A 20,249-nucleotide genomic window follows, 5' to 3' on the forward strand; every position below is an offset into this window, starting at 1 on the left:
CTTTCCCAAAAGAACCCTTCCTTTCACCGCCGCCTCCAAAAGTACAGGGGTGAGGGAAGGGTTCTCAAAACCCCGCCAGGTTTTGGATGATTACATGTACAAAAGCAAGCTACCATGAGGCAACTTCACTTATCTTCAGAAAAAAGAGCTTTTAATTACTTACTTCCCCTAGGAATACTGGCTGCAGTGGGTATTGGCTGGTTGACCGCCCAGATGGGCTTCCTCATGCCAGGTCTGATACTAAGTGTCCTGCTGGTGCTGCCTTTTGTCTTCTCTATCTTCAAGGAGCCCAAAGTTGGCCTGGTGGCGTTCATGGGCTACTGCTTTATCTTCAACTTACTGGCCCGCGAGATTGGTAATTTCCCGTACCTGTACGTGATTGAAACCTTGCTGGTGCTCTCCTGGCTGTCGGTGCTGTTCCATACAAACAAAGAGTTTGAGTGGGCCAACATCAAGAACGAGATCTGTGTCCTGGGCTTCGGCTGGATGATGATCAACATTCTGCAGCTCTTTAACCCGGCCAGCAGTAACATCCTGGGCTGGATGCTGGATTTCAGATACACCTTGCTGTGGATCCTGGCGGTGCCGCTTTGCATGCTGGTGTTCAACAAGAACAAAGACCTGAACACCTTCCTGATCCTGATCATCGCTTTCTCCCTGCTGGCCACGCTCAACGGCGTGAAACAGATCAAGCTGGGGCTTTCGCAGGCAGAGCAGACCTGGTTGGCTACCTCGGGCTATGTCACCCACGTGATCTTTGGCGAGCTGCGGGCCTTCTCCTTCTACACAGACGCCAGCCAGTTTGGCGCCTCGCAGGCCCACTTGTTTGTAGTGGCGCTGGTGCTGGCCTTCGGTCCTTTTAAACTCTGGAAGAGAGTCCTGTGCGCGCTGGCCGCCATGGCGTTCCTGTACGGCGAATCCATCTCCGGTACCCGGGGGGCCTTGTTCACCATCTTCATTGGGTTGGGCGTGGTAGTGTTCATCAACAAGAACTTCAAAGTGACCATTATTGCGATCACGCTGGTGGTAACGGGGTTCTGCTTCCTGAAATTCACCACCATTGGGCAAAGCCACTTTGAGATCAGAAGGATGCGCTCTGCCCTGAGACCCCACGATGCCTCGTTCAACACCCGCCTTACCAACCAGGTAAAGATTCAGCGGTACCTTGACTCGCATCCGTTCGGGGGCGGCGTGGGCGCCATTGGCTTCACCGGCCGTAACTACAACCAGGGGACCTACCTGGCCTCCATTCCGCCAGACAGCTACTGGGTAAAGATCTGGGCAGAGTACGGTACGCCGGGCTTTGTGATCTGGATCAGCCTCATGATGTACATCATCGGCAAGAGTTGCGGGATTGTCTGGCGAACGAAGGACAAGGGGCTCAAATTCAAACTTACCGCCCTCACGGCGGGCTTCACCGGCATCATCATCAGTAGTTACAGTAACGAGATCATGAACATGATGCCCTCCTCCATGATCATCTACGTTTCCTGGGCCTTTATCTTCCAGGGGCCGCGGCTCGACAAAGAGGCCCAGCAACTGGAACCCCAACCATTGGAAGCTCATGCGTAAACCCTTAGTCTCCATTGTCTCGGTGAACTACAACCAGGCGGCCGTGACCTGCGAAATGGTCGCGTCGCTCCGGAAGGTGAGTTACCCCAACATTGAGATCATCATCGTAGACAACGCCTCCCCGTCAGACGACCCGGCCATCATCAAGGAGCTGTACCCCGAGGTGAAGCTGATCAGGTCCTCGGTGAACCTGGGGTTTGCCGGGGGCAACAACCTGGGCATAGGGTACGCAACGGGGGAGTACGTGCTCTTCCTGAATACCGACACCGAGGTGGAACCCGATTTCCTGGAGCCCCTGGTGGAGTTGTTCCAGGCAGACCCGCAGGCGGGCATCGCCTCGCCGAAGCTGGTGTACTACGGTACCGAAGGCCTGATCCAGTACGCCGGTTCTTCCGGCATCAACCCCTGGACCGGCCGGAGCATCACCGTGGGGCAACTGGAGAAGGACAAAGGGCAGTATGACGGGGTTAGGAGCACCGCGCTGGCCGACGGAGCCGCCATGATGGTGCCCCGGCGGGTGATCAAAGAGGTGGGTCCCATGCCTGAGCAGTACTTCCTCTACTATGAAGAGCTGGACTGGTGCGAGATGATCAAACGGGGCGGGTACACCTGCCATTACGTGGGCCCGTCAAAGGTATACCACAAAGAGTCCATCTCGGTGGGGAAGGCCTCGGTCCTGAAAACCTACTACATGAACAGAAACCGTCTGCTCTTTCTCCGCAGGAATGTCCACGGCATCGCTTTCCTGACCAGCCTGCTGATTTTCATGCTGGCGGCACTGCCCAAGAAAGTGCTGGAGTTCACCCTGCGCTTGGAGTGGCACCATCTGAGGGCTTTGCTGAAGGGGCTGATGTGGCATGCCACGGCCCGCAACATCCATGAACGGATCTTGCAGAGCAAGGTGGCCGCCCACCAGGTCTATGAGGGGGCAATGCCCCAGCGTTTTTAGCCCTCTTTCGTCAAAACACCCCAGAAACAGCTAAGAGAGGCTTATCACAACCACCGTTTAAGATTCAGGAATGAACACAATAGTACAAGTGCTGGACGTCCTCCTTTATGTCATTGGCGCTTTTCTTCTATTCAATTGCTGTTACTTGCTTTTCTTCGCGCTGGCCGGGCACCTGACCGTGAAGCCCCTGCAGGTGGTGGTGCAGAAGTACAGACGGTTTTGCGTGCTCATACCGGCCTACAAGGCCAATGAGGTGGTGCTGGAAACCAGCCTGGCCGCTCTGCGGCATACGTACCGGGGCGGCTTTGACGTGGTAGTGATAGCCGATGGGCTGGAGCCGGAGACGGTTACCCAGCTGGCGGCGAGCGGGGTAGACGTTATTGAGGTGTTTTTTGAGAAAAGCACCAAAGGCAAAGCCCTTGCGGCGGCGCTGGATGCCCTGCCCGAGCACAAGTATGACATTGCGGCCATTCTGGACGTGGACAACCTGATGGGACCAGATTTCCTGGAGGAGGTGAACAAAGCCTTTGAGGCCGGGTACCTGGTGGTGCAGGCCCACCGAACCGCCAAGAACATAGACACCTCCTTCGCCTTCCTGGACGCCTGCAACGAGGAAATCAACAACCACATCTACCGGAAAGGCCATTACGCCATTGGCATGTCCTCGGCCCTGATTGGGTCTGGCATGGCGTTCAGCTTTTCTTACCTCAAAGAACTGCTGGCCGGCATTGGCGAAACCGTGGGCGAGGACAAGGAGCTGGATTTCCGGATTGTGAAAGACCGGGAAAAAATCTGCTACCTAGACCAGGTGCTGGTGTATGATGAGAAAATAGAGAACGCACGGGTGTTCACCCAGCAGAGAACCAGGTGGATTGCCGCCCAGGTGGAGTTCCTGAAAAAGTACGCCTGGGAGGGCGTGGTGCAGTTGCTGAAGCGCGGCAACGTGGAGTTCTTCAACAAAGTGGTGCAGGCGTTCCTGGTACCAAGAATTCTGCTGATAGGCGTTTTGGGGCTGTTTTTCCTGATTTCCCTCCTAATCCCCTTCGGGCCGTTGCCCGGGTTCTGGTTTACCTTGCTGGTGATGCTGAGCGCCGCCCTGTTCATTGCCCTGCCCGCCCGGTTCTACAAAAGCGACAGGCTGGGGAAGGCCTTGCTTCAACTGCCCTACGCCCTTTTCTGTATGGTGAAGGCCTTGTTCCAGATCAAGAAAGCCAAGAAGTCTTTCCTGTCAACCCCCCACCAAGTAAAGTCGGTTTCCTCAGAAATTAACGTGTAACTCCTAAACCATCCATACTATGCCATTTGAAATTTTCGCCTTCCCCGCCTTGGTGTTCCTTGTAATTGGGTTCTTCAGCGGGCTGAACATCAAGAGAAACGATTAGCGCCTCACCCCAAGGACCAACAAGTTTTCATTGTTAAAGAATCTGTATGGAAGTTCTGGAAATATGTTTCTGGATAGCAGCAGCGGTGGTTTTCTATACCTACTGCGGCTATGCAGTGGTAGCCTGGGGCCTGGCCAAATGCGTTTCCCGCTTTAGGAAGCCGCTGGCCTTGCAGCCGTTTGAGCCTGAGGTTACCCTGGTGGTGCCGGCTTACAATGAGGCCTCTATCCTGGAGAGCAAGATCGCCAACAGCCTGGCCCTGGACTACCCTAAAGAGAAGCTGAAGCTTATCTTCATTACCGACGGCTCCACCGACAGCTCCGCAGAGGTGCTGGCCGAGTACCCGGAGCTGCTCCACCTGCACTCCCCCGTGCGAGGCGGGAAAGCCCTGGCCGAGAACCGGGCCATGCAGTTTGTCCAGACGCCTTATGTCATCTTCACGGATTGCAACTCCTACCTGAACCAGGAGGCGGTGAGGGAGATGGTAAAGCATTACCAGAACCCTCAAGTTGGGGCCGTGTCTGGCGAAAAGAAAGTACTGGCTCTGGATTCTGCCCCGGGCGCCGGCGAAGGCCTGTACTGGAAGTATGAGTCTTTCCTGAAGCGCTGCGACTCTGAGATTTACAGCCTGATGGGGGCCGCCGGGGAGCTGGTTTCCTTTCGGGCAGACCTGTACCAGCCGCTGGAGAAAGACACCATCCTGGATGATTTTGTGCAGTCGCTCCGGATAGTGGAACAAGGGTATAAGGTGGTGTATGAACCTGCGGCGTTTGCCTCAGAGACACCCTCGGCCTCCATTGCGGAGGAAATGAAGCGCAAGGTGCGGATCTGTGCCGGCGGGTGGCAGTCCATGTTTCGGTTGGGCGCCCTGCTGAACCCGTTCCACCAGCCCCTGGTCACCTTTCTGTACGTGTCCCACAGGGTGCTGCGCTGGAGCCTGGCCCCGCTGATGTTGGCGCTCCTGCTGCCGCTCGGTTTAGGGCTGGCCTGGCAAAAAGGGGGCATTTACACGGGGCTGTTTGTGCTGCAGGTGCTGTTCTACACGCTCTCCTGGTTAGGCTGGCAGGCCGCGTCGGCTGGGCGCAAGGTAAAGCTGCTGGTGCTTCCCCTTTATTTCACGCTGATGAATCTGGCCGTTTTTGCGGGTTTTCTCAGGTTTCTCAGAAATGCCCAACCGGCTGCCTGGGAGAAAGCAGACCGCACCGTGGAACCCAAAATTGCGGTTAGGCAGTATGAAGTTATAGACTAATTAATTTAGTTTATATATATTGTTGGTATTGTATAAAATGTAAGTTAGACCACCTTGAGCATCCTACAGACCATAAAGACAAACGCGCGGCTGAAAGCACTGGCTTTGTACCTGCTCATGCCCAGGAACCAGGCAAGGCCCCGGTGGTGGGTCAGGAATTTCATAAATCCCTTTTACCACCGCAAGGGAGACAATGCCGTGTTCCGGTCTACCGCCCGGTTAGATGTGCTGCCGTTCAATGGCTTCAGTGTGGGCAATCATTCGGTGGTGGAAGACTACGCTGTCATCAACAACGGCATGGGGCCTGTGGCCATTGGGGCCCACACGTTTGTTGGGTTGTATGGGGTGGTGATTGGGCCGGTTACCATAGGTGACCATGTCATCATCGCGCAGCATGTGGTGATCTCTGGCCTGAACCATGGTTATGAAGACGTGACCATGCCCATCAAAGACCAGCCCTGCAGTGCCGCTGAGATTGTGATAGAAGATGAATGCTGGATAGGGGCCAACGTGGTGATCACCGCCGGGGTGCGCATAGGAAAACACGCAGTGGTGGCCGCCGGCAGCGTGGTCACCAAAGACGTGCCCGCCTACACCATTGTGGGGGGGAACCCGGCCCGGGTTCTGAAACGGTACAACTTCCTTACCGCAGCGTGGGAAAAAGCATACAAACCCCAGGAGGTAGAAATTGTTAAAGCCTAACGCAATTGAGCATTGAGAATCGCCCATTCATTAATTGGAAACAACGCTGTCATTCTGAAGTTAGCAAATATGGAGAGTGCTAGATATAATTTTCAGGATGTTACTTTACTGATCACGCACTATAACAGGAGTACTTCCCTTGCGCGGCTGCTGAAGTCGTTCCAGGAGCTTGGGTGTAGCTTTGAGCAGGTGATTGTCTCAGATGACGGCAGCCGGCCCGAGCACTTGGAGGTGCTGAAACAGCTGCAGAAGGCCTTTTCTTTTCAGCTCCTTACCAGCCCCAGCAACAAGGGGTTGGGGCACAACATCAATAAAGGGCAGGATGCGGTAAAGACCCCGTACACCCTGTACATCCAGGAAGATTTTATCCCCAAGCCCGCTTTCCTGACGCATTTCCAGGAAGCACTGGACATCATGAGCCGGCACGATGACGTGGACCTGATCAGGTTTTACGCCTATTTCAAGTACCCCTACCTCAAGCCACACGGCAAAGGATTCTCAGAAATGCTCTATAAACCCCTGCCCTGGTACACCAATCACCTTAAATTTTACTCTTACAGTGATCACCCGCACTTACGGCGCAGCACGTTCTGCCAGAAGTTCGGCCGGTACAAAGAAGGCAGGCGGGGAGACAAGGTTGAGTTTGACATGTGCCTTTCCTTTATCAAGAACAAAGGAAAAGGCCTCTTCTTTGAGAACTTCACGGGCATGTTTGAGCAGAAGAACTCCCCAGATGAGCCCAGCACCATGGACCGGCCGCAGTGGAAACAGCAAAAGGAGCCTCCCATTCTTTTACTGAGGTGGCTGTACCTCAAGTACCGCCTGCTCAAGCACACCCTTGAGTTGATGTTTACCGCCCGGCAAACCCAAGGCAAGAAAAGGGCCTCAGAGAAGTCCCTTCAAAAGAGCCTGGTGGCAAAGACTGTAGTTCAGCAAGAACTGATATAACTTTAAACTTTACATAGAAATAAAGTATAATTTAATATATATTTGATTAAATTTTTTTACTGTTGTGCTAGCCTGCTAGCAGGCCAGTGACTTTGAGAAGACCATACCCTGTACTAGTTAAATGAATCACTTTATGAGAGCTTTTTCTGAGCCCGGTTGGATAGATGACCTGAAGTTTTCCTATGAGAAATACGAGGACATTCCTGCATCTGTATTTGAGAAGATCAACCGTGACTTAGACCTGGTCCAGAGCAAAAGCCCCCTGGTAAGCATCCTTATTTCTGCCTGGAACGAGGAGGTGAACATTTTAAGGTGCATTGCAAGTCTTGCAAAGATGAAAACGCGGTTTCCTTTTGAAATCATCGTCATCAACAACAACTCCAAAGACAAGACCCAGGAAACCATTGACCGCCTGCATGTGAAAACCTTGTTTGAGGCCAAGCAGGGGTGCGGACCAGCCCGGCAAACTGGCCAGGAAAACGCCGCCGGAAAGTATATCCTGCTGGCCGACGCAGACTGCTATTACCCCTCTTGCTGGGTAGATGAAATGGTGAAGGTTTTAATGCAGCCCAAAGTGATGTGCGTGTACGGCCGGTACTCCTTCTTGAGCGAGCCCGGTTTCCCGCGCTGGAAGCTCTTTATTCTGGAGTCTTTGAAGGACGTGATCTCTGAAATCAGGCACATTAAACGGCCCTACTACAACACGTTTGGCCTGAGCATGGGCTACGTGAAGGAATACGGACTGCGGGTAGGGTTCATCCAAACCAATTTCTGGGGAGATGACGGGCAGCTTTGCCTGGGCCTGATGAAGTACGGCAAGATCAAGCAGGTAAGGTCCAACAAGGCCCGCGTCTGGACCGGGCCGCGTACCTTGCAGCGCACCGGCAACTTCTCCCAAGCCCTCAAGGCCCGGGTTGTAAAGGAGTTGAAACGCTTTAAAAACCACTTCAACTCCCGCATGCCTAAGAACATCAGCATGTTTAACCGATAATCTATCACCCCATTACCGCGCACTTGACCTATAACGGCACTAGACAAATGGATACTGGACTGAGCATTTTTGAGGACGTTACCCTGCTAATCACCCACTACAACCGTAGCAACTCGTTGGAGCGCCTCCTGAGAACGTATGAGGAACTGGGCTGCAGGTTTGGCGAGGTAGTGGTGTCTGATGACGGGAGCAAACCCGAGCATCTGCAGGCCATACGCCAGTTACAGGAGACTTACTCTTTCCGGCTGATCACGTCACCGGTGAACAAGGGCCTGGCCCATAACCTCAACAAAGGCCAGGAAGCCGTAAAGACGCCCTACACCCTGTACGTGCAGGAAGACTTTGTGCCCTTGCCCGCCTTTAAAACGCACTTTCCAGACGCCCTGGCCCTCATGCGGCAGGAGCAGGAACTGGATATCGTGAGGTTCTATGCGTATTCAGCTTACCCGTATCTGACCCCCTACAAAAAGGGGTACTCCAGGATGAGCATCAAGCCCTGGTACACCAACTACCGGAAGATCTACTACTACACAGACCACCCGCACCTGAGGCGGTCTACCTTCCTGCAGAAGTTCGGCAGGTACGTGGAGGGGATAAAATCAGACAAGGCTGAGTACCTGATGTGCCTTTCGTTTATCCAGAAAAAAGGGAAGGGCCTGTTCTTCAATGATTTCAAAAGCCTGTTTCTGCAGAAGAATTCCGCCGAGGAGCCCAGCACGATCCAGCGCAGCAGCTGGCGCCAGAGCAAGAGCCCGCTCATCTCTTTAGGGCGCGACATCTACCGGCAGGTCAAATACAATTTTGATATACACTTTGCCCGATAACAGCACCCGGGCTTCCTAAGAAAGCCCGCGAAGTAACCTGAGTTTTTTATAATCCATTTGTTATGAACTTCGTTTTTGTAAGCCTCCAGAGAATCAACACAGACCGGGATTCAACGTCTACCTGTTTGGCGAAGGAACTGGCGAAGCATCATAACGTGCTGTACGTGAACTCTCCGGTAGACAGAAGGGCCACGCTTGCCTCCAGGAACGACGAGTACGTGGAGGCCCACCTGAGGGCCATCCGGGAAAAGAAAAACCCACTTGTGCAGCTAGACACCACCCTGTGGGCCTTGAACCCCACCCGGGTCATTGAATCAATCAACTGGGTGCCGTTTACGCCCGTTTTCTCCGCATTGAACTGGGTGAACAACCGTAGGCTGGCCAAGGATATACAGGAGGCAGTAGATACGCTGGGGTTTGACAGGTTCATCCTGATCAATGACAAAGACATGTTCCGGAGCTATTATCTGAAGGAACTCCTCAAGCCTGAGAAATACATCTACCTGGACCGGGATTACACCCTGGGCTTACCCTACTGGCGAAAGCACGGAGCGTCTTTGGAGCCCAAACTGATGCAGAAGTCAGATGCCGTGGTGTGTAATTCGCATGATTTTACAAAAAGGGCCAGGAAATACAACGCCAACAGCTACTACATAGGCAACGGGTTTAACGTGGAGCAATACCTCCATACCGAGAGCAAAACAGTTCCCCAGGACCTGAAAGCGATCAAGGGCCCCATCATTGGGTATGTTGGCGCGCTCATTACCCTGAGGCTGGACCTGGACTTGATGGTGCGGCTTGCCACCCAAAGGCCCCACTGGAGCTTTGTGTTCATTGGCAAGGAAGACGAGGACTTCAGGAAGAGTGCGTTGCATGCCCTGCCCAATGTGCACTTTCTGGGGGTAAAGCACACCAGCCAGGTGCCGGCCTACCTTAAGCAATTTGATGTGTGCATCAATCCGCAAATCGTGAATGACATTACCAGGAGCAACTTTCCGCTGAAGATAGTGGAGTACCTGGCCATGGGGAAACCCGTGGTGGCCACCTCCACCAACACCATGCGCGAAGTGTTCCAGTCGCATACCTATCTGGCCTCCAACCCCGCCGAGTTTATTGCCCAGATAGAAATGGCCCTGGCCGAAGACAGCCGGCAGGAGCAGGAAAGCAGGATTGAGTTTGCCAGGGAGTTCTCCTGGGAGAATGTAGCGGCGGTATTGCTGGAGTGTATTGGTCAGTCGCAGCTTGTTGCGCAATAACCTTTAGTAAAATCTTGATAATCATCGCAAATGTTTAGTAGAATGGATACAGCTGAAGGTGATGTTGAGGTGATGTTAGAGCAAAAGAGAGTTAACTATCCCCCTATGGAAGGTTCTGGGCCTATCTCTATTGTCGTGGTGTCAGACGATCATTACATCGTGCTGCTGGCCGCGCTCATCAAATCCATTGAGATGAACCACAAAACTGGGGAGCGGTTAGACTTCTATGTGGTGGAAGACCGGGTAATGGACAAGACCAAAAAGAAGCTGGAGTCTTCCATTAACCCAGAGGTGAGCGCGCTGCACTGGATCAGCATGAAGAATGCCATTCCGGCCGGCGTGGAGCTGCCCCTGGACAGAAGCTCCTGGCCCCTGAACATCTACATGAGGTTCTTTATTTCCCATTTTATTCCATCGCACATAGAGCGGGTGATCTACCTGGACGTGGACATGATTGTGCAGGCAGACATCAGTCAGCTCTGGACCATGGACATGCAGGACAAGATCATTGCGGCCGTGATGGACCAGCGGATCAAAACCATTGACTGCAGCTGGGGCGGGGTGGTCAACTACAAGGAGCTGAACCTGGACGGCGAGGCAAAGTACTTCAACACCGGGTTGCTGCTCATAGACGTGAAGAAGTGGAAAGAGGCAGACCTTACCCGTAAAATCCTGGACTGCATCAAGGTGAATGAAAGCTACGCCAATTTCCCGGACCAGTACGGGCTTAACGTAGTGCTGGCCGACAAGTGGCTGGAGCTGGACGTGCTGTGGAATTACTTCGCCACCGGCGACCATGAGGAGCCTTGCATCATCCATTTCATGTCTACCAAGCCCATTTACAAATCATACAATTACAATACCTATTACCAGTCGCTGTTCTTTGATTACCTGAGCCTCACGCCCTGGAACGGGCAGTCACAGATTAGTTCTTCCCGCATTTACCTGGCCAAGGCCAGGAACAAATTCAGGAAGATCCTCAAGAAAGTGTTCTGCTACGGGCTGGTCATGTTCGGGGTGTCAGTGAGGGTGAAGATAGTAGTCACCATTGCTGAACAACTGTGAACCGGGGTTACTGCCAGTGGAGGCCCCGCAGGGCAGGAGCCCGGCCGCCCGTCCGAGCAGGTGGATGAGCCATGCGCAGTTTGGCTGCCTTTTGAAAAAAACGGCCCTGAAATGAAGTAATAACGCATTCCAACGCATACAGAGGGAGTGATATCCCTGAGTACAACCTTGAAAAATATTATGCCCCTTTCTGAAAGAATCCTCAGACGCCTCACCTTTTCTAGTCCAGAGCCCCAGGCAAAGCCAGAAACCATCAACTTCAACCACGTTAACTTATTCTACTGGAAGCCCCTTGATGGTAGTCTGAATTTTGGCGACCACCTGTCTAAGGTGATCGTGACGAAAATCCTGGCCGACCGGAACCACCTGCTGGAAGAGGAAACCGCCAGCCCCCGTACCATGCTGGCCATTGGCTCTGTGCTGCACTTCGCCGCTGACCATGACGTGATCTGGGGCACCGGCCTGAACGGGAAAGTGGACGTGGCCGAGCATACGTTCTCAGACCTGGACGTGCGGGCGGTAAGGGGGCCGTTGACCAGGGAGTTTCTGCAGAAGCGGGGCATTAAGGTGCCCGAGGTGTACGGTGACCCGGCCTTGCTGCTTCCGCATATTTTTCCGGGCAGATTTAAAAAAGAAGCCCAGAAACGCTACGTGGTGGTGCCCAACCTGCATGACCTGAGAATCGCCAAGAACCTGCGGCTGGAGAACGTGATCTCGCCTACCTGGGGCTGGAACAAATGCGTGGAGGAAATCCTGAAAGCCGAGTTTGTGATTGCCAGCTCGCTGCATGGACTCATCATTGCCGAGGCTTTTGGCATACCGGCGTGCTACATCAGGCTCACCGAGACCGAGAACCTGTTCAAGTATAATGATTACCTGCAGGGAACGGGCCGTGGCAACATAGAATTTGCGACGTCGGTGGCCCAGGCCCTGGAAATGGGCGGCATGGCGCCCCCCGTCTTTGCCCCCCAGAAACTGTTAGATGCTTTTCCAATTGACCTGTGGGAGAAATAAGCCAAAATGAGTAACAATGCGGGTAAAAGTTTTCTGAAAGGCACCGTTTGGGCTATTGCCGACAATTTCTTTCGTCAGGCCGTAACGCTCAGTGTTTTTATTGTATTGGCCAGAATCCTCCATCCGGAGGTATTTGGCCTTCTTTCGTTTTCGCTGGTCTTTGTGAACATCTTTGTGGCGGTGATCAATGACGGTATTGTCACGGCCATCATCAGAAAAGCTGACCCTACGGAGGAAGACTATAACACCGCGTTCTGGCTTTGCCTGGGGTGCTCGTTGCCGGCCTTCCTGTTTCTGATCTGCACCGCTAACTTTTTTGAGGACTTGACCGATTCTGAGGGACTGGCCACTGTCATGCGGGCCACCAGCTTCATTATCTTAACCACCGGGCTGTCCAGCATCCATGAGGTGTGGCTGCGGCGGCGCATGGATTTCCGCACCATTGCCATCAGGTCTCTGATCTCCGTGTCCCTGGGTGGCGGAATTGGGGTGATTCTGGCCTTGCAGGGCTATGGGGTGGTAAGTTTGCTGGCGCAGCAGCTGACCACCGCCGTGACCCAACTGGGCTTGCTTTGGTTTACAACAGCCTGGCGGCCTAGCATCAAGGTGTCCCGAAGTTCATTGAAGGAGATCGTGCACTTCAGCAAGTACATTGCCTTGTCTAACCTGAGCAACGCCGCCAACCAGAACAGTGACATCTTCTTTGTTACGTATTACCTGGGGCCAGTCTCCACGGGTATCTACACCACTGGCAAGCGAATTTCCAGCACCCTGAACACGGTGATCTCCACGGCGCTGCTGCGGGTGTCCATGCCGGCGTTTGCCAACCTGCAGAATGATGACGAGGGCCTGGCCCGCATGTACCTGCACTCTACCACGCTCACCGCCATGGTCACTGCCCCGGTGTTCATAGGAATTGCCGTGCTCTCCAAAGACATTACCCTGCTCATTCTGGGCGCAAAGTGGCTTGAATCGGTGCCTATCATGCAGGTGGTGACGGTCATGGGTTTTCTTACGTCTATTGGCTACTACAACCAGAGCGTGATGGTGGCCAAGAACAAACCGCAGTGGCAAACCCGGTTAACCTTTCTGTACGCCATCTCCAATGTGGTGGCCTTTATCATCTTCACCCGTTTCGGTCTGCTGGCCACCGCGCTGGCTTTTGCCGGGAGGGCCGTGTTGCTTTACCCCGTTTCGGTGCGCTTTGCGCTCATGCTGACCGGTATCAGCTGGCAGCGCTATGTAAAGGCCATTCTGCCGCCACTGTTCTCTGCCCTGGTCATGGCCGGGGTGCTCATAGGCGTGGCAGACCTCATGGCGGGCAGCATGCTGTTGGTGCGCTTGGCTTCCCTGATTGTGCTGGGGGCCTTGATTTACTGCTCGCTTATGTACGCCTTCATGCCGGCTGCCTACAAGAAGTACCTGGTAGAAATGCTGTACCTGAAGGTTCTCAAACAGCAAAAAGTGTATAACTGATGAAAGGCTTTGGTATACTGGCGTGCCCTGCCTATTCCACCAGAAAAGGCAACCCCTACAACTACATTCTCTACAGCAACATTGAGCGGCAGGGGCATGGGATCTATGAATATGACTTCTCAGTTAAAAAAAGCCTGCAGTTCGGGTTTTCCCGCAAGTACAGGATATTCCACATCCACTGGCCCACTAATGTGCTCTACGGCAGCAGCTTCCTGAAAGCGGGACTCCGGCTGAACGTGTTCTTCCTGTTCGTTAACCTGATCAAGCTCCTGGGGAAGAAAGTAGTCTGGACGGTGCACAACCTGGAAGACCATGAGGGAAACTTTCCGGCGCTGCAGCAAAAATTGAATGCCTTTCTGTACCGCAGGGTAGATGGGTTTATTAGCCTCAACAAATCTGGCCTGGAGCTGATCAGGCAAAAGGCCACCCATAACGGGCATCAGAAGTTCGCCCATATCAATCACCCGCACTACCAGGGCTATTACACAAATGAGGTAGACAAGCTGGAGGCCCGTAGAAGGCTGGCCATTCCGCCCGACAAGTTTGTGTTCCTGTTCCTGGGCCAGATACGGGCATACAAGAACGTAACCGGGTTGGTAAAGGCCTATAAGGCGTTGGGGTGCCCCCAGGCGCTGTTGCTTATTGCCGGCAGTGTCCATAAAGATGTGCGCGAGGAACTGGCCCAGGTGCTGCAGGACGCACCCGGCATCCTGTTCATAGACTCCTTTGTGGAAGATGAAGATTTGCAGCTGTACTTTAACGGAGCAGACGTGGTGGTTACGCCCTACAACAAGATCTTCAACTCTGGTTCGGCCCTGCTCAACGTGAGTTTCCATAAGCCCACGCTGGCGCCTGATCTTTGGGCCCTGCGGGAGTTGAAGCAGCAGGTGGGCCCCCGCTGGATCAAGACGTACCAGGGGCAGATCTCCCCAGCGGTGCTGAAGGAAAGCATGCAGGAAATAAAACAAGATGCTGAAAGGCTTGAGGCGGCAACTCCCCTAATAGACTCCTTACACCCCCAGCTTATCGCCGACCAGACCATTGCCTTTTACCGGTCTCTTCTGAACTAAGCCCCGCCTGGTGATTGCTTGGCGAGATGTCCGACAATGGCGGGGTAGGCGCAAGAGGAGCCCTTACTAAGCTCTTGAACAAAGAATAGAGCTAGTTGATAAATCAGAATCATAAAAAGTATAAAATCAAAGCAGCCCGACTATGAAAAATATAGCGCTCTTGTGTTACGGGAAGGAAGTGGAGTTTAAGAGGACCCTTTTCTCTGTGTTAAGCTTTTTTAGCTGGTATGACCCCAAGGAGAAAGACGTACGCGTGATTATCTACACCGATAACCCCGACTACTTCAAACCCTACCTGCACGAGTTCAACGTGGCCTATGTGTATGTGCCCCAGGCCGAGATTGAGGAGAGCACCAAAAAGTCTGGGCTAATTTACCGGTTCAAGATATCAGTGGTGGAGAAAACCTTTGAGGCCTACCCCCAGGATGATGTCCTGTACATTGACACCGATACCTTCTTTATCTCTAACCCTAAAAGCCTGCTGGGCCAGCTGGTGCCGGGCCAAAGCTTTATGCACCTGAGGGAGTATTCCTTTGAGGAGATGATTCATGTGTACCGGTGGCTAAGCACCAGCTCCCTGGATGCCCAGCAGTTCCCCCGGGATTTTGTAAAACTGATTGAGGGCAAGACTTTCAGGATAGGGGAGAAGCAGGAGCAGTTCCACCGGCACCAGCATGTCTGGAACGCCGGCGTCATAGGCATGCCCAACTGCATGAAGCGCTACATCCCAGATATCTTTGCCCTCTCAGATGAGTTTTACCTCAAGACGCAATGGCGGATCAGTGAGCAATTGGCGTTTACCGTAGTCCTGAACGCCACCTCCACGCTATCTGAGTCGGGTGATTTTATCAACCATTACTGGCACTACAAAGACAGAGTAGACCCCAGGCTCAATGCGCTTTTTACGGGTGATTTCAGGAAACTAAGCAAAAACGAAAAACTGCTCCTGGTCAAGAAACTTACCCTTAAGCTGGACAAGCTCATTTACCACGAGCAAATGATGACCAACACCAAGAACTCCCTCAGGGAAAAAGACTACCGCAACGGGCTTAAATTCGCGGTAAAGGCCCTGGCGGGCTTACCCCTGAACGATGACTTTGTGAAGATCATCAAGTACAGGTTTTCCAAGGCAGCCTCTTAGCGCTGTGGCCCAGAGGCAGGAAAAATTACTACTGCCAGGCGCGTCTAAGTTTATTGTACTAGTTAATATAATAATCTGTATATTAGGTTTTGCTATATAAATATTGAACCAGTTCGGGGCGCCTGCTTTACCCCGGGCCTTGGATAAGCATTCAGCCCGTCTATAAAGAATTAAAATGCATGGAAAATTTTTATGAATTAAAGTCAGGTGCGGTTTTAAGGTTCTTCCTGAAGGTCCTTGGTGTCTTGCTGGTGTTGAACCTTGCGGTGCTTTCCATTGAATACTATTTTGAGAATTACACCACTTCCAAGATTACCTCAAGGTATACTTTCCAGACGTACGTAACGGGCATGTTTTACTTTGACGGCGAGCGGAACGTGCCTTCTTACTTTTCCACCCTCAATCTGCTGATCAGTGCGTTTCTGCTCTTTACCATCTCTAAGTATGTGAAAAGGAGCACTCATCCGCAGAATTTTAGGAAATGGTACCTCATGGGCTGCGTGTTTGTCTGGTTGGCCCTGGATGAGCTGTTTGCCCTGCATGAGATTTCTGCCAAGCCCATGCGAACCCTGTTGCAGAATTATCTGCAGCAAGAGAACCTTGGCTTTCTGCACTTCGCCTGGTTTGTGCCGTACCTTCTGGTGCTGCTGGGAGTAGGGGCTTACTTTTTCAGGTTCGTGCTTTCACTGCCCGGTAAAACCCTGTCGGGATTTTTCCTGGCCGGCGTGATCTTTATGGCCGGTGCCGTTGGAATGGAGATGGTGAGCGGGCTCATTGTAAGCCATGACCTGTTGGCCATTTACAAGATCATTACCACGGTGGAAGAAACCCTGGAAATGCTGGGCGTAATTCTGTTCATACACGCTTTGATTAAGCACCTGGAACACCAGAAAGGCCTGAACACCATCACCATCAACATTGCGGTGGGCCCTCAGTCACAGGGCGCGGCAGATACCGAGCGGGCAAACCCCGCCCCGGAGGTGCAAAAGCGAAAGAATATCCTGGTAGCCTAACGGCACCGGGGCAAGTTTTCTCCAACCAAGGGTAAAGATGGCCTTCTGTCTGCTGATGGTGGGCCTTCTTTGTACCCCTAAATGTTTGTCTTTTCTTACTGCTTTATGATCACACAACTGTCTACCGCTTCCGCAAAGCAAAAGGAGCTCTGGCAATTAGGAAAGTTTATCTTAGTGGGGGCCCTCTGTGCCGGCGTTGACTTGTTGCTGTTTGTGCTCCTGAGCGACTACTTCCGGGTAGATTATCTGGTCGCCAATCCGTTCTCTACCTTTCTGGCTATTTTGCTGAATTACTTTTTGTCTAAAAAGTGGGTTTTCAAAAGCGGCAAGTATTCTTCCCGGGTGGAGTTGGTGGCCTTCGTGCTGTTCTCGGTGGCGGGCTTTTTCCTGAACCAGTGCCTCCTGTGGCTGTTTGTGGAACAAGTGCTGCTGGACCCAACCTACAGCAAGGTGCTGGCCATTATTCTGGTGGCGGTGTTCAATTTCATCACCAAAAAATTGTTCGTGTTCAAAGGCTAATCTCTTTGGTTGAAGTTACAACCGCCCTAGCCGCGGAGCCCCAGATCAGCTGCGAGGTACCTGCCATTGCTTCCTCCTGCTACCTTCAGCAAAGCGTTTAAAATATAGGTGCGCCAATCTTGTTTGGGACGGTACAGCCCCTCCATTTTTGCGCAGTTTTAAGGAAATTAAGCCCAAAACGCCCTTGGTCCTGAAACAGGCCAAGGGCGTTTTGGGCTTAAGGGAAACCTAGGTTGTTATTAGTACCAACCTCAGCGGAGAGGGGACTGATTCTAGCCTGTTTTTACAAAAACAGGCTAAAATCCAAGGGTGCTTCTCCGGCACCTGCCACTGGCAATAGGAACTCTGAGGAAAGCAGGGCTTGGTCATACCCAAGACCTGGACCGGGTTTTACCAGATGGTTTCCTTACACCGGTTGCTTGCCCAGCAGGTTTTTGGAGGCTTTGGGAACTGCCTGGTGGCTTTTTTGGGGCGCCGCTGCTTCCTGTTGAGCGGTACTGGAGGTGAAGTTCAGTTTCAGGGCCAGGGCGTCATGCTGCAGCTTAAGGAACACCAGCAGGGTCCTGATAAAGTAAATGATGCCCAGCATCTCCAGAGATTCCTCCAGGGTGGTGAGCAGTTTATACGGATAGCTGTACTTCCCGAACAGTTCCCGCGAGTATTCCCCGGCCAGTTCCATGCCCACTGCCCCAAAAACCACCAAACTACCAGCCACCATAAAGCCCACCATCACCTGCCGGGGCAGGGAGAAAAACCAGTTGACGAAGTAGAAAAATGAGATCGCCAGCACCAGCAGGTAAGGGATAAACCCGGTGAACCGTACCAAGGCAATCTCCTGTCCGCCGTTCAGAACTTTGAGGAGCACAATAAACGGCAGACCCATGATCTCATGCAGCATCAGCAATTCGTCAAGGGCCAGGAAGACAAACAGAAAGCCCAGCAGGTTCCACCGGTTGTGGTAGGTAGGCGTGTGGGAGGCCTTCACTACCCTGGCAATCAGGAAAAGCAGGAATGCGCAGGCAAACAGGTTCACGGTAGAGAAGTACGTGGGTATGTTTTTCTCGCCATTGCTGTCAAACATGCCCACCACGTAAGTATTGAAGGTATAGCTGGAGGAGATCTGCTTGTTGATCTCCACATTCTTGAAATAATAGTCCAGTGAAACCGCTACCAGGCTCATGAAAATAACGGCTACCAGAATCTTCAGGTACACGGCAAAGATGCGGGCAGGATTAATCTGAAAGTTTAGGGTCATCTTGGTGATGCTTTAGGGTGTGGCGTAGCGTGATAGAATGGATTATTTAATTTGTTATTCAAGCTGGTTACTGCCTGCACGGCCATTTGACAGGGCAGGCACAAGTCCTGGTGGCGTTCAAATTGGAAGGCTCTTATCGCAACGGGAGGGGATGCAATAAGAGCCTTCGTGCTGGGGGCAAAGGTCAGACTCCCGGGAGTGTTTCTGCCGGGCTAGTGGCGGCAATCCTGGATCACGCTGTTCTCAAAGTCACGGTAGTACATCACTTTCTCCAGAAAGTAGTTGCTCTTCTGAAACAGCTCGTGGCTGGCCGAGGCCTTGCTCAGTTCAAAGGTAGCCCGCTTGCCGTTCCGGATGTACTCCACGTATTCGGGCCTCTCCATCCGCACAAACCTCCTGAACTGGAAGTACGGCACCAGTTTCTTCTCGTCGGCTTTCTTTTGCAGGTGGTACTCCGTTGAAGAGACAATTTCAACAACATCTTTCTGATAGTCAAATATTTGCAGGCTGGCTGGTACTAATAAGTGGTTAGTGATCCCGTTCTCGGTGCGTAAGTTGGAGAACATGGCGTACGAAGATTCTGTCTTCAGCCCCAGGTAAGGGCACAGGCCGTTAACAAATACAATGATGGGGATAAGGAGCAGCGAGTAGTGGGCCACCGAGAAGGTTTTAGGCTCTTCCTTCTCCCTTCCCCGCATAGACAAAATAAAAACGGTGATGTAGCCCAGGCCAAAGGTGGTCCAGATAATGTGCCGGAAATAGTCCTGGAACGCCTTGTTGTAGATGTAGATCAGCATGAGCACAAATACGATGGAGAACGTGAACAGGATAAAGTTGACCAGGTTGAACTGCAGCAGCTGGTTCTTCAGGGCCACCTTCCGGCGGATGGCCTTGGTGTAGAGCGTGTAGATCTTGTTGCTGAAGCTGTTGCTGGTGAACAGGAAGTACAGGGCAAACACAAAGGCCGAGAAATCATAGAACCCGTTGATGGGATTGTAGGCAATGATAAAGTGGAAAACCAGGCCCAGCAAGATGCCCAAGTACCGGGTCTTCCTGATGCAGAGCATGAGGGGAATCAACGACTCAATGACCAGGGTGGCGTAAATGTTGAGGATGAGCAGCGATTTGTCTGAGGGCAGGATGTTGTAATAGTTGTTCTGCACCAGCAGGAACCGCACCGCGCAGCTAAACTCCGTGTCCAGAAAGCCGGTGTTCAGTTTGTGGAAGACCGCGTAGAAGTACAGCACAATCACCTCAATCTTGATCAGGGGGGTAAACGTCTCCAGAAACTCCACCTTGTCAATGTAAAAGGTGCGGCGCTTGATGACCAGGTACAGGAACGAGTGCAGGATGGTAACGTTCACAAAGCCGGTCAGGAGCCAGTGGTTGCTGGTGCCCGGCAGGTCCAGCCCCACCCTGAAGATCTGGATGGTGGCAAAGATCAGCAGCCGCACCACCGAGGAGGGCTTGGCAATGAGGGCAATGGCGGCGCTGGTGAGCAGGAAGAACGTAAAGTCTAGGGTGAAGCCGTTGTAATTGGCCATGTGGAAGATAGACGCAATAGCCCAGACGCAGCAGAAGATCTTGTATTTTAAGATAGAAGATGCGTATCTCTCCGGAGACGCATATTCATTAAGAAAACTGTAGTAATTTATGCCTTGGGCGGCAAAGGCCTGTCTAAAGGAAAGGGTGGGTGTAGTCATATAGGCATATCTCTTTTCAAATTGATTAAAGTATTCATGCACGCTCAGGCGCGGCCTTGCAGGGGCTACCGCCATTCTTTGGTCACTTCTCAATCTTTTCACCCCGTTGGCCGCCCGTGT

The 20,249-nt window shown here is 52.6% G+C and carries 18 protein-coding genes; 16 read left to right on the forward strand and 2 right to left on the reverse strand.

What is annotated here, in order from left to right; genetic code table 11:
- Positions 1-225 precede the first annotated feature (225 nt).
- The 16 genes from JT718_RS01070 (at position 226) to JT718_RS01145 (ending at position 17,171) form a co-directional block, all read left to right on the forward strand.
- Positions 226-1,572 carry an O-antigen ligase family protein gene (locus JT718_RS01070; protein ID WP_205499817.1) on the forward strand — a complete coding sequence of 449 codons (1,347 nt, stop codon included), beginning with the start codon at positions 226-228 and terminating at the stop codon, positions 1,570-1,572.
- On the forward strand, positions 1,565-2,521 hold the full coding sequence (locus JT718_RS01075) for a glycosyltransferase family 2 protein (RefSeq protein ID WP_205499818.1): 957 nt from the start codon (positions 1,565-1,567) through the stop codon (positions 2,519-2,521). The genes JT718_RS01070 and JT718_RS01075 overlap by 8 nt, the downstream gene beginning before the upstream one ends.
- A gap of 70 nt (positions 2,522-2,591) precedes the next feature.
- Complete coding sequence (locus JT718_RS01080) at positions 2,592-3,797, forward strand: glycosyltransferase family 2 protein (RefSeq protein ID WP_205499819.1); 1,206 nt, start codon at positions 2,592-2,594, stop codon at positions 3,795-3,797.
- A 152-nt stretch (positions 3,798-3,949) separates the two neighbouring features.
- A complete protein-coding gene (locus JT718_RS01085; protein WP_205499820.1) occupies positions 3,950-5,152 on the forward strand; it encodes a glycosyltransferase family 2 protein in 1,203 nt (400 codons plus the stop codon).
- Positions 5,153-5,206: 54 nt separating this feature from the next.
- Positions 5,207-5,854 (forward strand): acyltransferase, encoded by a 648-nt coding sequence (locus JT718_RS01090; protein WP_240336852.1) that lies wholly within the window; start codon positions 5,207-5,209, stop codon positions 5,852-5,854.
- A gap of 69 nt (positions 5,855-5,923) precedes the next feature.
- Positions 5,924-6,802: a glycosyltransferase family 2 protein gene (locus tag JT718_RS01095; RefSeq protein ID WP_205499821.1), complete on the forward strand. Its 879-nt coding sequence runs from the start codon at positions 5,924-5,926 to the stop codon at positions 6,800-6,802.
- 133 nt (positions 6,803-6,935) lie between these two features.
- Positions 6,936-7,793, forward strand: a complete 858-nt coding sequence (locus tag JT718_RS01100; RefSeq protein ID WP_205499822.1) for a glycosyltransferase family 2 protein — start codon at positions 6,936-6,938, stop codon at positions 7,791-7,793.
- 47 nt (positions 7,794-7,840) lie between these two features.
- On the forward strand, positions 7,841-8,617 hold the full coding sequence (locus tag JT718_RS01105) for a glycosyltransferase family 2 protein (RefSeq protein WP_205499823.1): 777 nt from the start codon (positions 7,841-7,843) through the stop codon (positions 8,615-8,617).
- A 62-nt stretch (positions 8,618-8,679) separates the two neighbouring features.
- Positions 8,680-9,873 carry a glycosyltransferase gene (locus JT718_RS01110; protein ID WP_205499824.1) on the forward strand — a complete coding sequence of 398 codons (1,194 nt, stop codon included), beginning with the start codon at positions 8,680-8,682 and terminating at the stop codon, positions 9,871-9,873.
- Positions 9,874-9,978: 105 nt separating this feature from the next.
- Positions 9,979-10,938 (forward strand): glycosyltransferase family 8 protein, encoded by a 960-nt coding sequence (locus tag JT718_RS01115; protein WP_205499825.1) that lies wholly within the window; start codon positions 9,979-9,981, stop codon positions 10,936-10,938.
- A 180-nt stretch (positions 10,939-11,118) separates the two neighbouring features.
- A complete protein-coding gene (locus JT718_RS01120) occupies positions 11,119-11,952 on the forward strand; it encodes a polysaccharide pyruvyl transferase family protein (protein WP_205499826.1) in 834 nt (277 codons plus the stop codon).
- A gap of 6 nt (positions 11,953-11,958) precedes the next feature.
- Entirely contained in the window at positions 11,959-13,428 is a 1,470-nt protein-coding gene (locus JT718_RS01125) for a lipopolysaccharide biosynthesis protein (protein WP_205499827.1), read from the forward strand.
- A complete protein-coding gene (locus tag JT718_RS01130) occupies positions 13,428-14,498 on the forward strand; it encodes a glycosyltransferase (protein ID WP_205499828.1) in 1,071 nt (356 codons plus the stop codon). Before JT718_RS01125 ends, JT718_RS01130 begins: the two co-directional genes overlap by 1 nt.
- Positions 14,499-14,640: 142 nt before the next feature.
- Positions 14,641-15,639 carry a hypothetical protein gene (locus JT718_RS01135; protein WP_205499829.1) on the forward strand — a complete coding sequence of 333 codons (999 nt, stop codon included), beginning with the start codon at positions 14,641-14,643 and terminating at the stop codon, positions 15,637-15,639.
- Between the two features lie 179 nt (positions 15,640-15,818).
- Complete coding sequence (locus JT718_RS01140; protein ID WP_205499830.1) at positions 15,819-16,652, forward strand: DUF8692 domain-containing protein; 834 nt, start codon at positions 15,819-15,821, stop codon at positions 16,650-16,652.
- Positions 16,653-16,757: 105 nt separating this feature from the next.
- Positions 16,758-17,171: a GtrA family protein gene (locus tag JT718_RS01145; RefSeq protein ID WP_205499831.1), complete on the forward strand. Its 414-nt coding sequence runs from the start codon at positions 16,758-16,760 to the stop codon at positions 17,169-17,171.
- A 406-nt stretch (positions 17,172-17,577) separates the two neighbouring features.
- Here the strand turns inward: JT718_RS01145 and JT718_RS01150 are convergent, their stop codons facing one another.
- Both JT718_RS01150 and JT718_RS01155 read right to left on the reverse strand, forming a co-directional pair.
- A complete protein-coding gene (locus JT718_RS01150; protein WP_205499832.1) occupies positions 17,578-18,426 on the reverse strand; it encodes a DUF8692 domain-containing protein in 849 nt (282 codons plus the stop codon).
- Between the two features lie 212 nt (positions 18,427-18,638).
- Positions 18,639-20,129 carry a hypothetical protein gene (locus JT718_RS01155; RefSeq protein WP_205499833.1) on the reverse strand — a complete coding sequence of 497 codons (1,491 nt, stop codon included), beginning with the start codon at positions 20,127-20,129 and terminating at the stop codon, positions 18,639-18,641.
- Positions 20,130-20,249 lie beyond the last annotated feature (120 nt).

It is taken from the genome of Rufibacter psychrotolerans (assembly GCF_016924645.1).
GTDB classification, from domain to species: domain Bacteria; phylum Bacteroidota; class Bacteroidia; order Cytophagales; family Hymenobacteraceae; genus Nibribacter; species Nibribacter psychrotolerans.

Bases quoted from the DNA above. Each gene is read 5' to 3' on its own strand.
- JT718_RS01070 (WP_205499817.1), top strand. From the start codon at position 226: ATGCCAGGTCTGATACTAAGTGTCCTGCTGGTGCTGCCTTTTGTCTTC.
- JT718_RS01075 (WP_205499818.1), top strand. From the start codon at position 1,565: ATGCGTAAACCCTTAGTCTCCATTGTCTCGGTGAACTACAACCAGGCG.
- JT718_RS01080 (WP_205499819.1), top strand. From the start codon at position 2,592: ATGAACACAATAGTACAAGTGCTGGACGTCCTCCTTTATGTCATTGGC.
- JT718_RS01085 (WP_205499820.1), top strand. From the start codon at position 3,950: ATGGAAGTTCTGGAAATATGTTTCTGGATAGCAGCAGCGGTGGTTTTC.
- JT718_RS01095 (WP_205499821.1), top strand. From the start codon at position 5,924: ATGGAGAGTGCTAGATATAATTTTCAGGATGTTACTTTACTGATCACG.
- JT718_RS01100 (WP_205499822.1), top strand. From the start codon at position 6,936: ATGAGAGCTTTTTCTGAGCCCGGTTGGATAGATGACCTGAAGTTTTCC.
- JT718_RS01105 (WP_205499823.1), top strand. From the start codon at position 7,841: ATGGATACTGGACTGAGCATTTTTGAGGACGTTACCCTGCTAATCACC.
- JT718_RS01110 (WP_205499824.1), top strand. From the start codon at position 8,680: ATGAACTTCGTTTTTGTAAGCCTCCAGAGAATCAACACAGACCGGGAT.
- JT718_RS01115 (WP_205499825.1), top strand. From the start codon at position 9,979: ATGGAAGGTTCTGGGCCTATCTCTATTGTCGTGGTGTCAGACGATCAT.
- JT718_RS01120 (WP_205499826.1), top strand. From the start codon at position 11,119: ATGCCCCTTTCTGAAAGAATCCTCAGACGCCTCACCTTTTCTAGTCCA.
- JT718_RS01125 (WP_205499827.1), top strand. From the start codon at position 11,959: ATGAGTAACAATGCGGGTAAAAGTTTTCTGAAAGGCACCGTTTGGGCT.
- JT718_RS01130 (WP_205499828.1), top strand. From the start codon at position 13,428: ATGAAAGGCTTTGGTATACTGGCGTGCCCTGCCTATTCCACCAGAAAA.
- JT718_RS01135 (WP_205499829.1), top strand. From the start codon at position 14,641: ATGAAAAATATAGCGCTCTTGTGTTACGGGAAGGAAGTGGAGTTTAAG.
- JT718_RS01140 (WP_205499830.1), top strand. From the start codon at position 15,819: ATGGAAAATTTTTATGAATTAAAGTCAGGTGCGGTTTTAAGGTTCTTC.
- JT718_RS01145 (WP_205499831.1), top strand. From the start codon at position 16,758: ATGATCACACAACTGTCTACCGCTTCCGCAAAGCAAAAGGAGCTCTGG.
- JT718_RS01150 (WP_205499832.1), bottom strand. From the start codon at position 18,426: ATGACCCTAAACTTTCAGATTAATCCTGCCCGCATCTTTGCCGTGTAC.
- JT718_RS01155 (WP_205499833.1), bottom strand. From the start codon at position 20,129: ATGACTACACCCACCCTTTCCTTTAGACAGGCCTTTGCCGCCCAAGGC.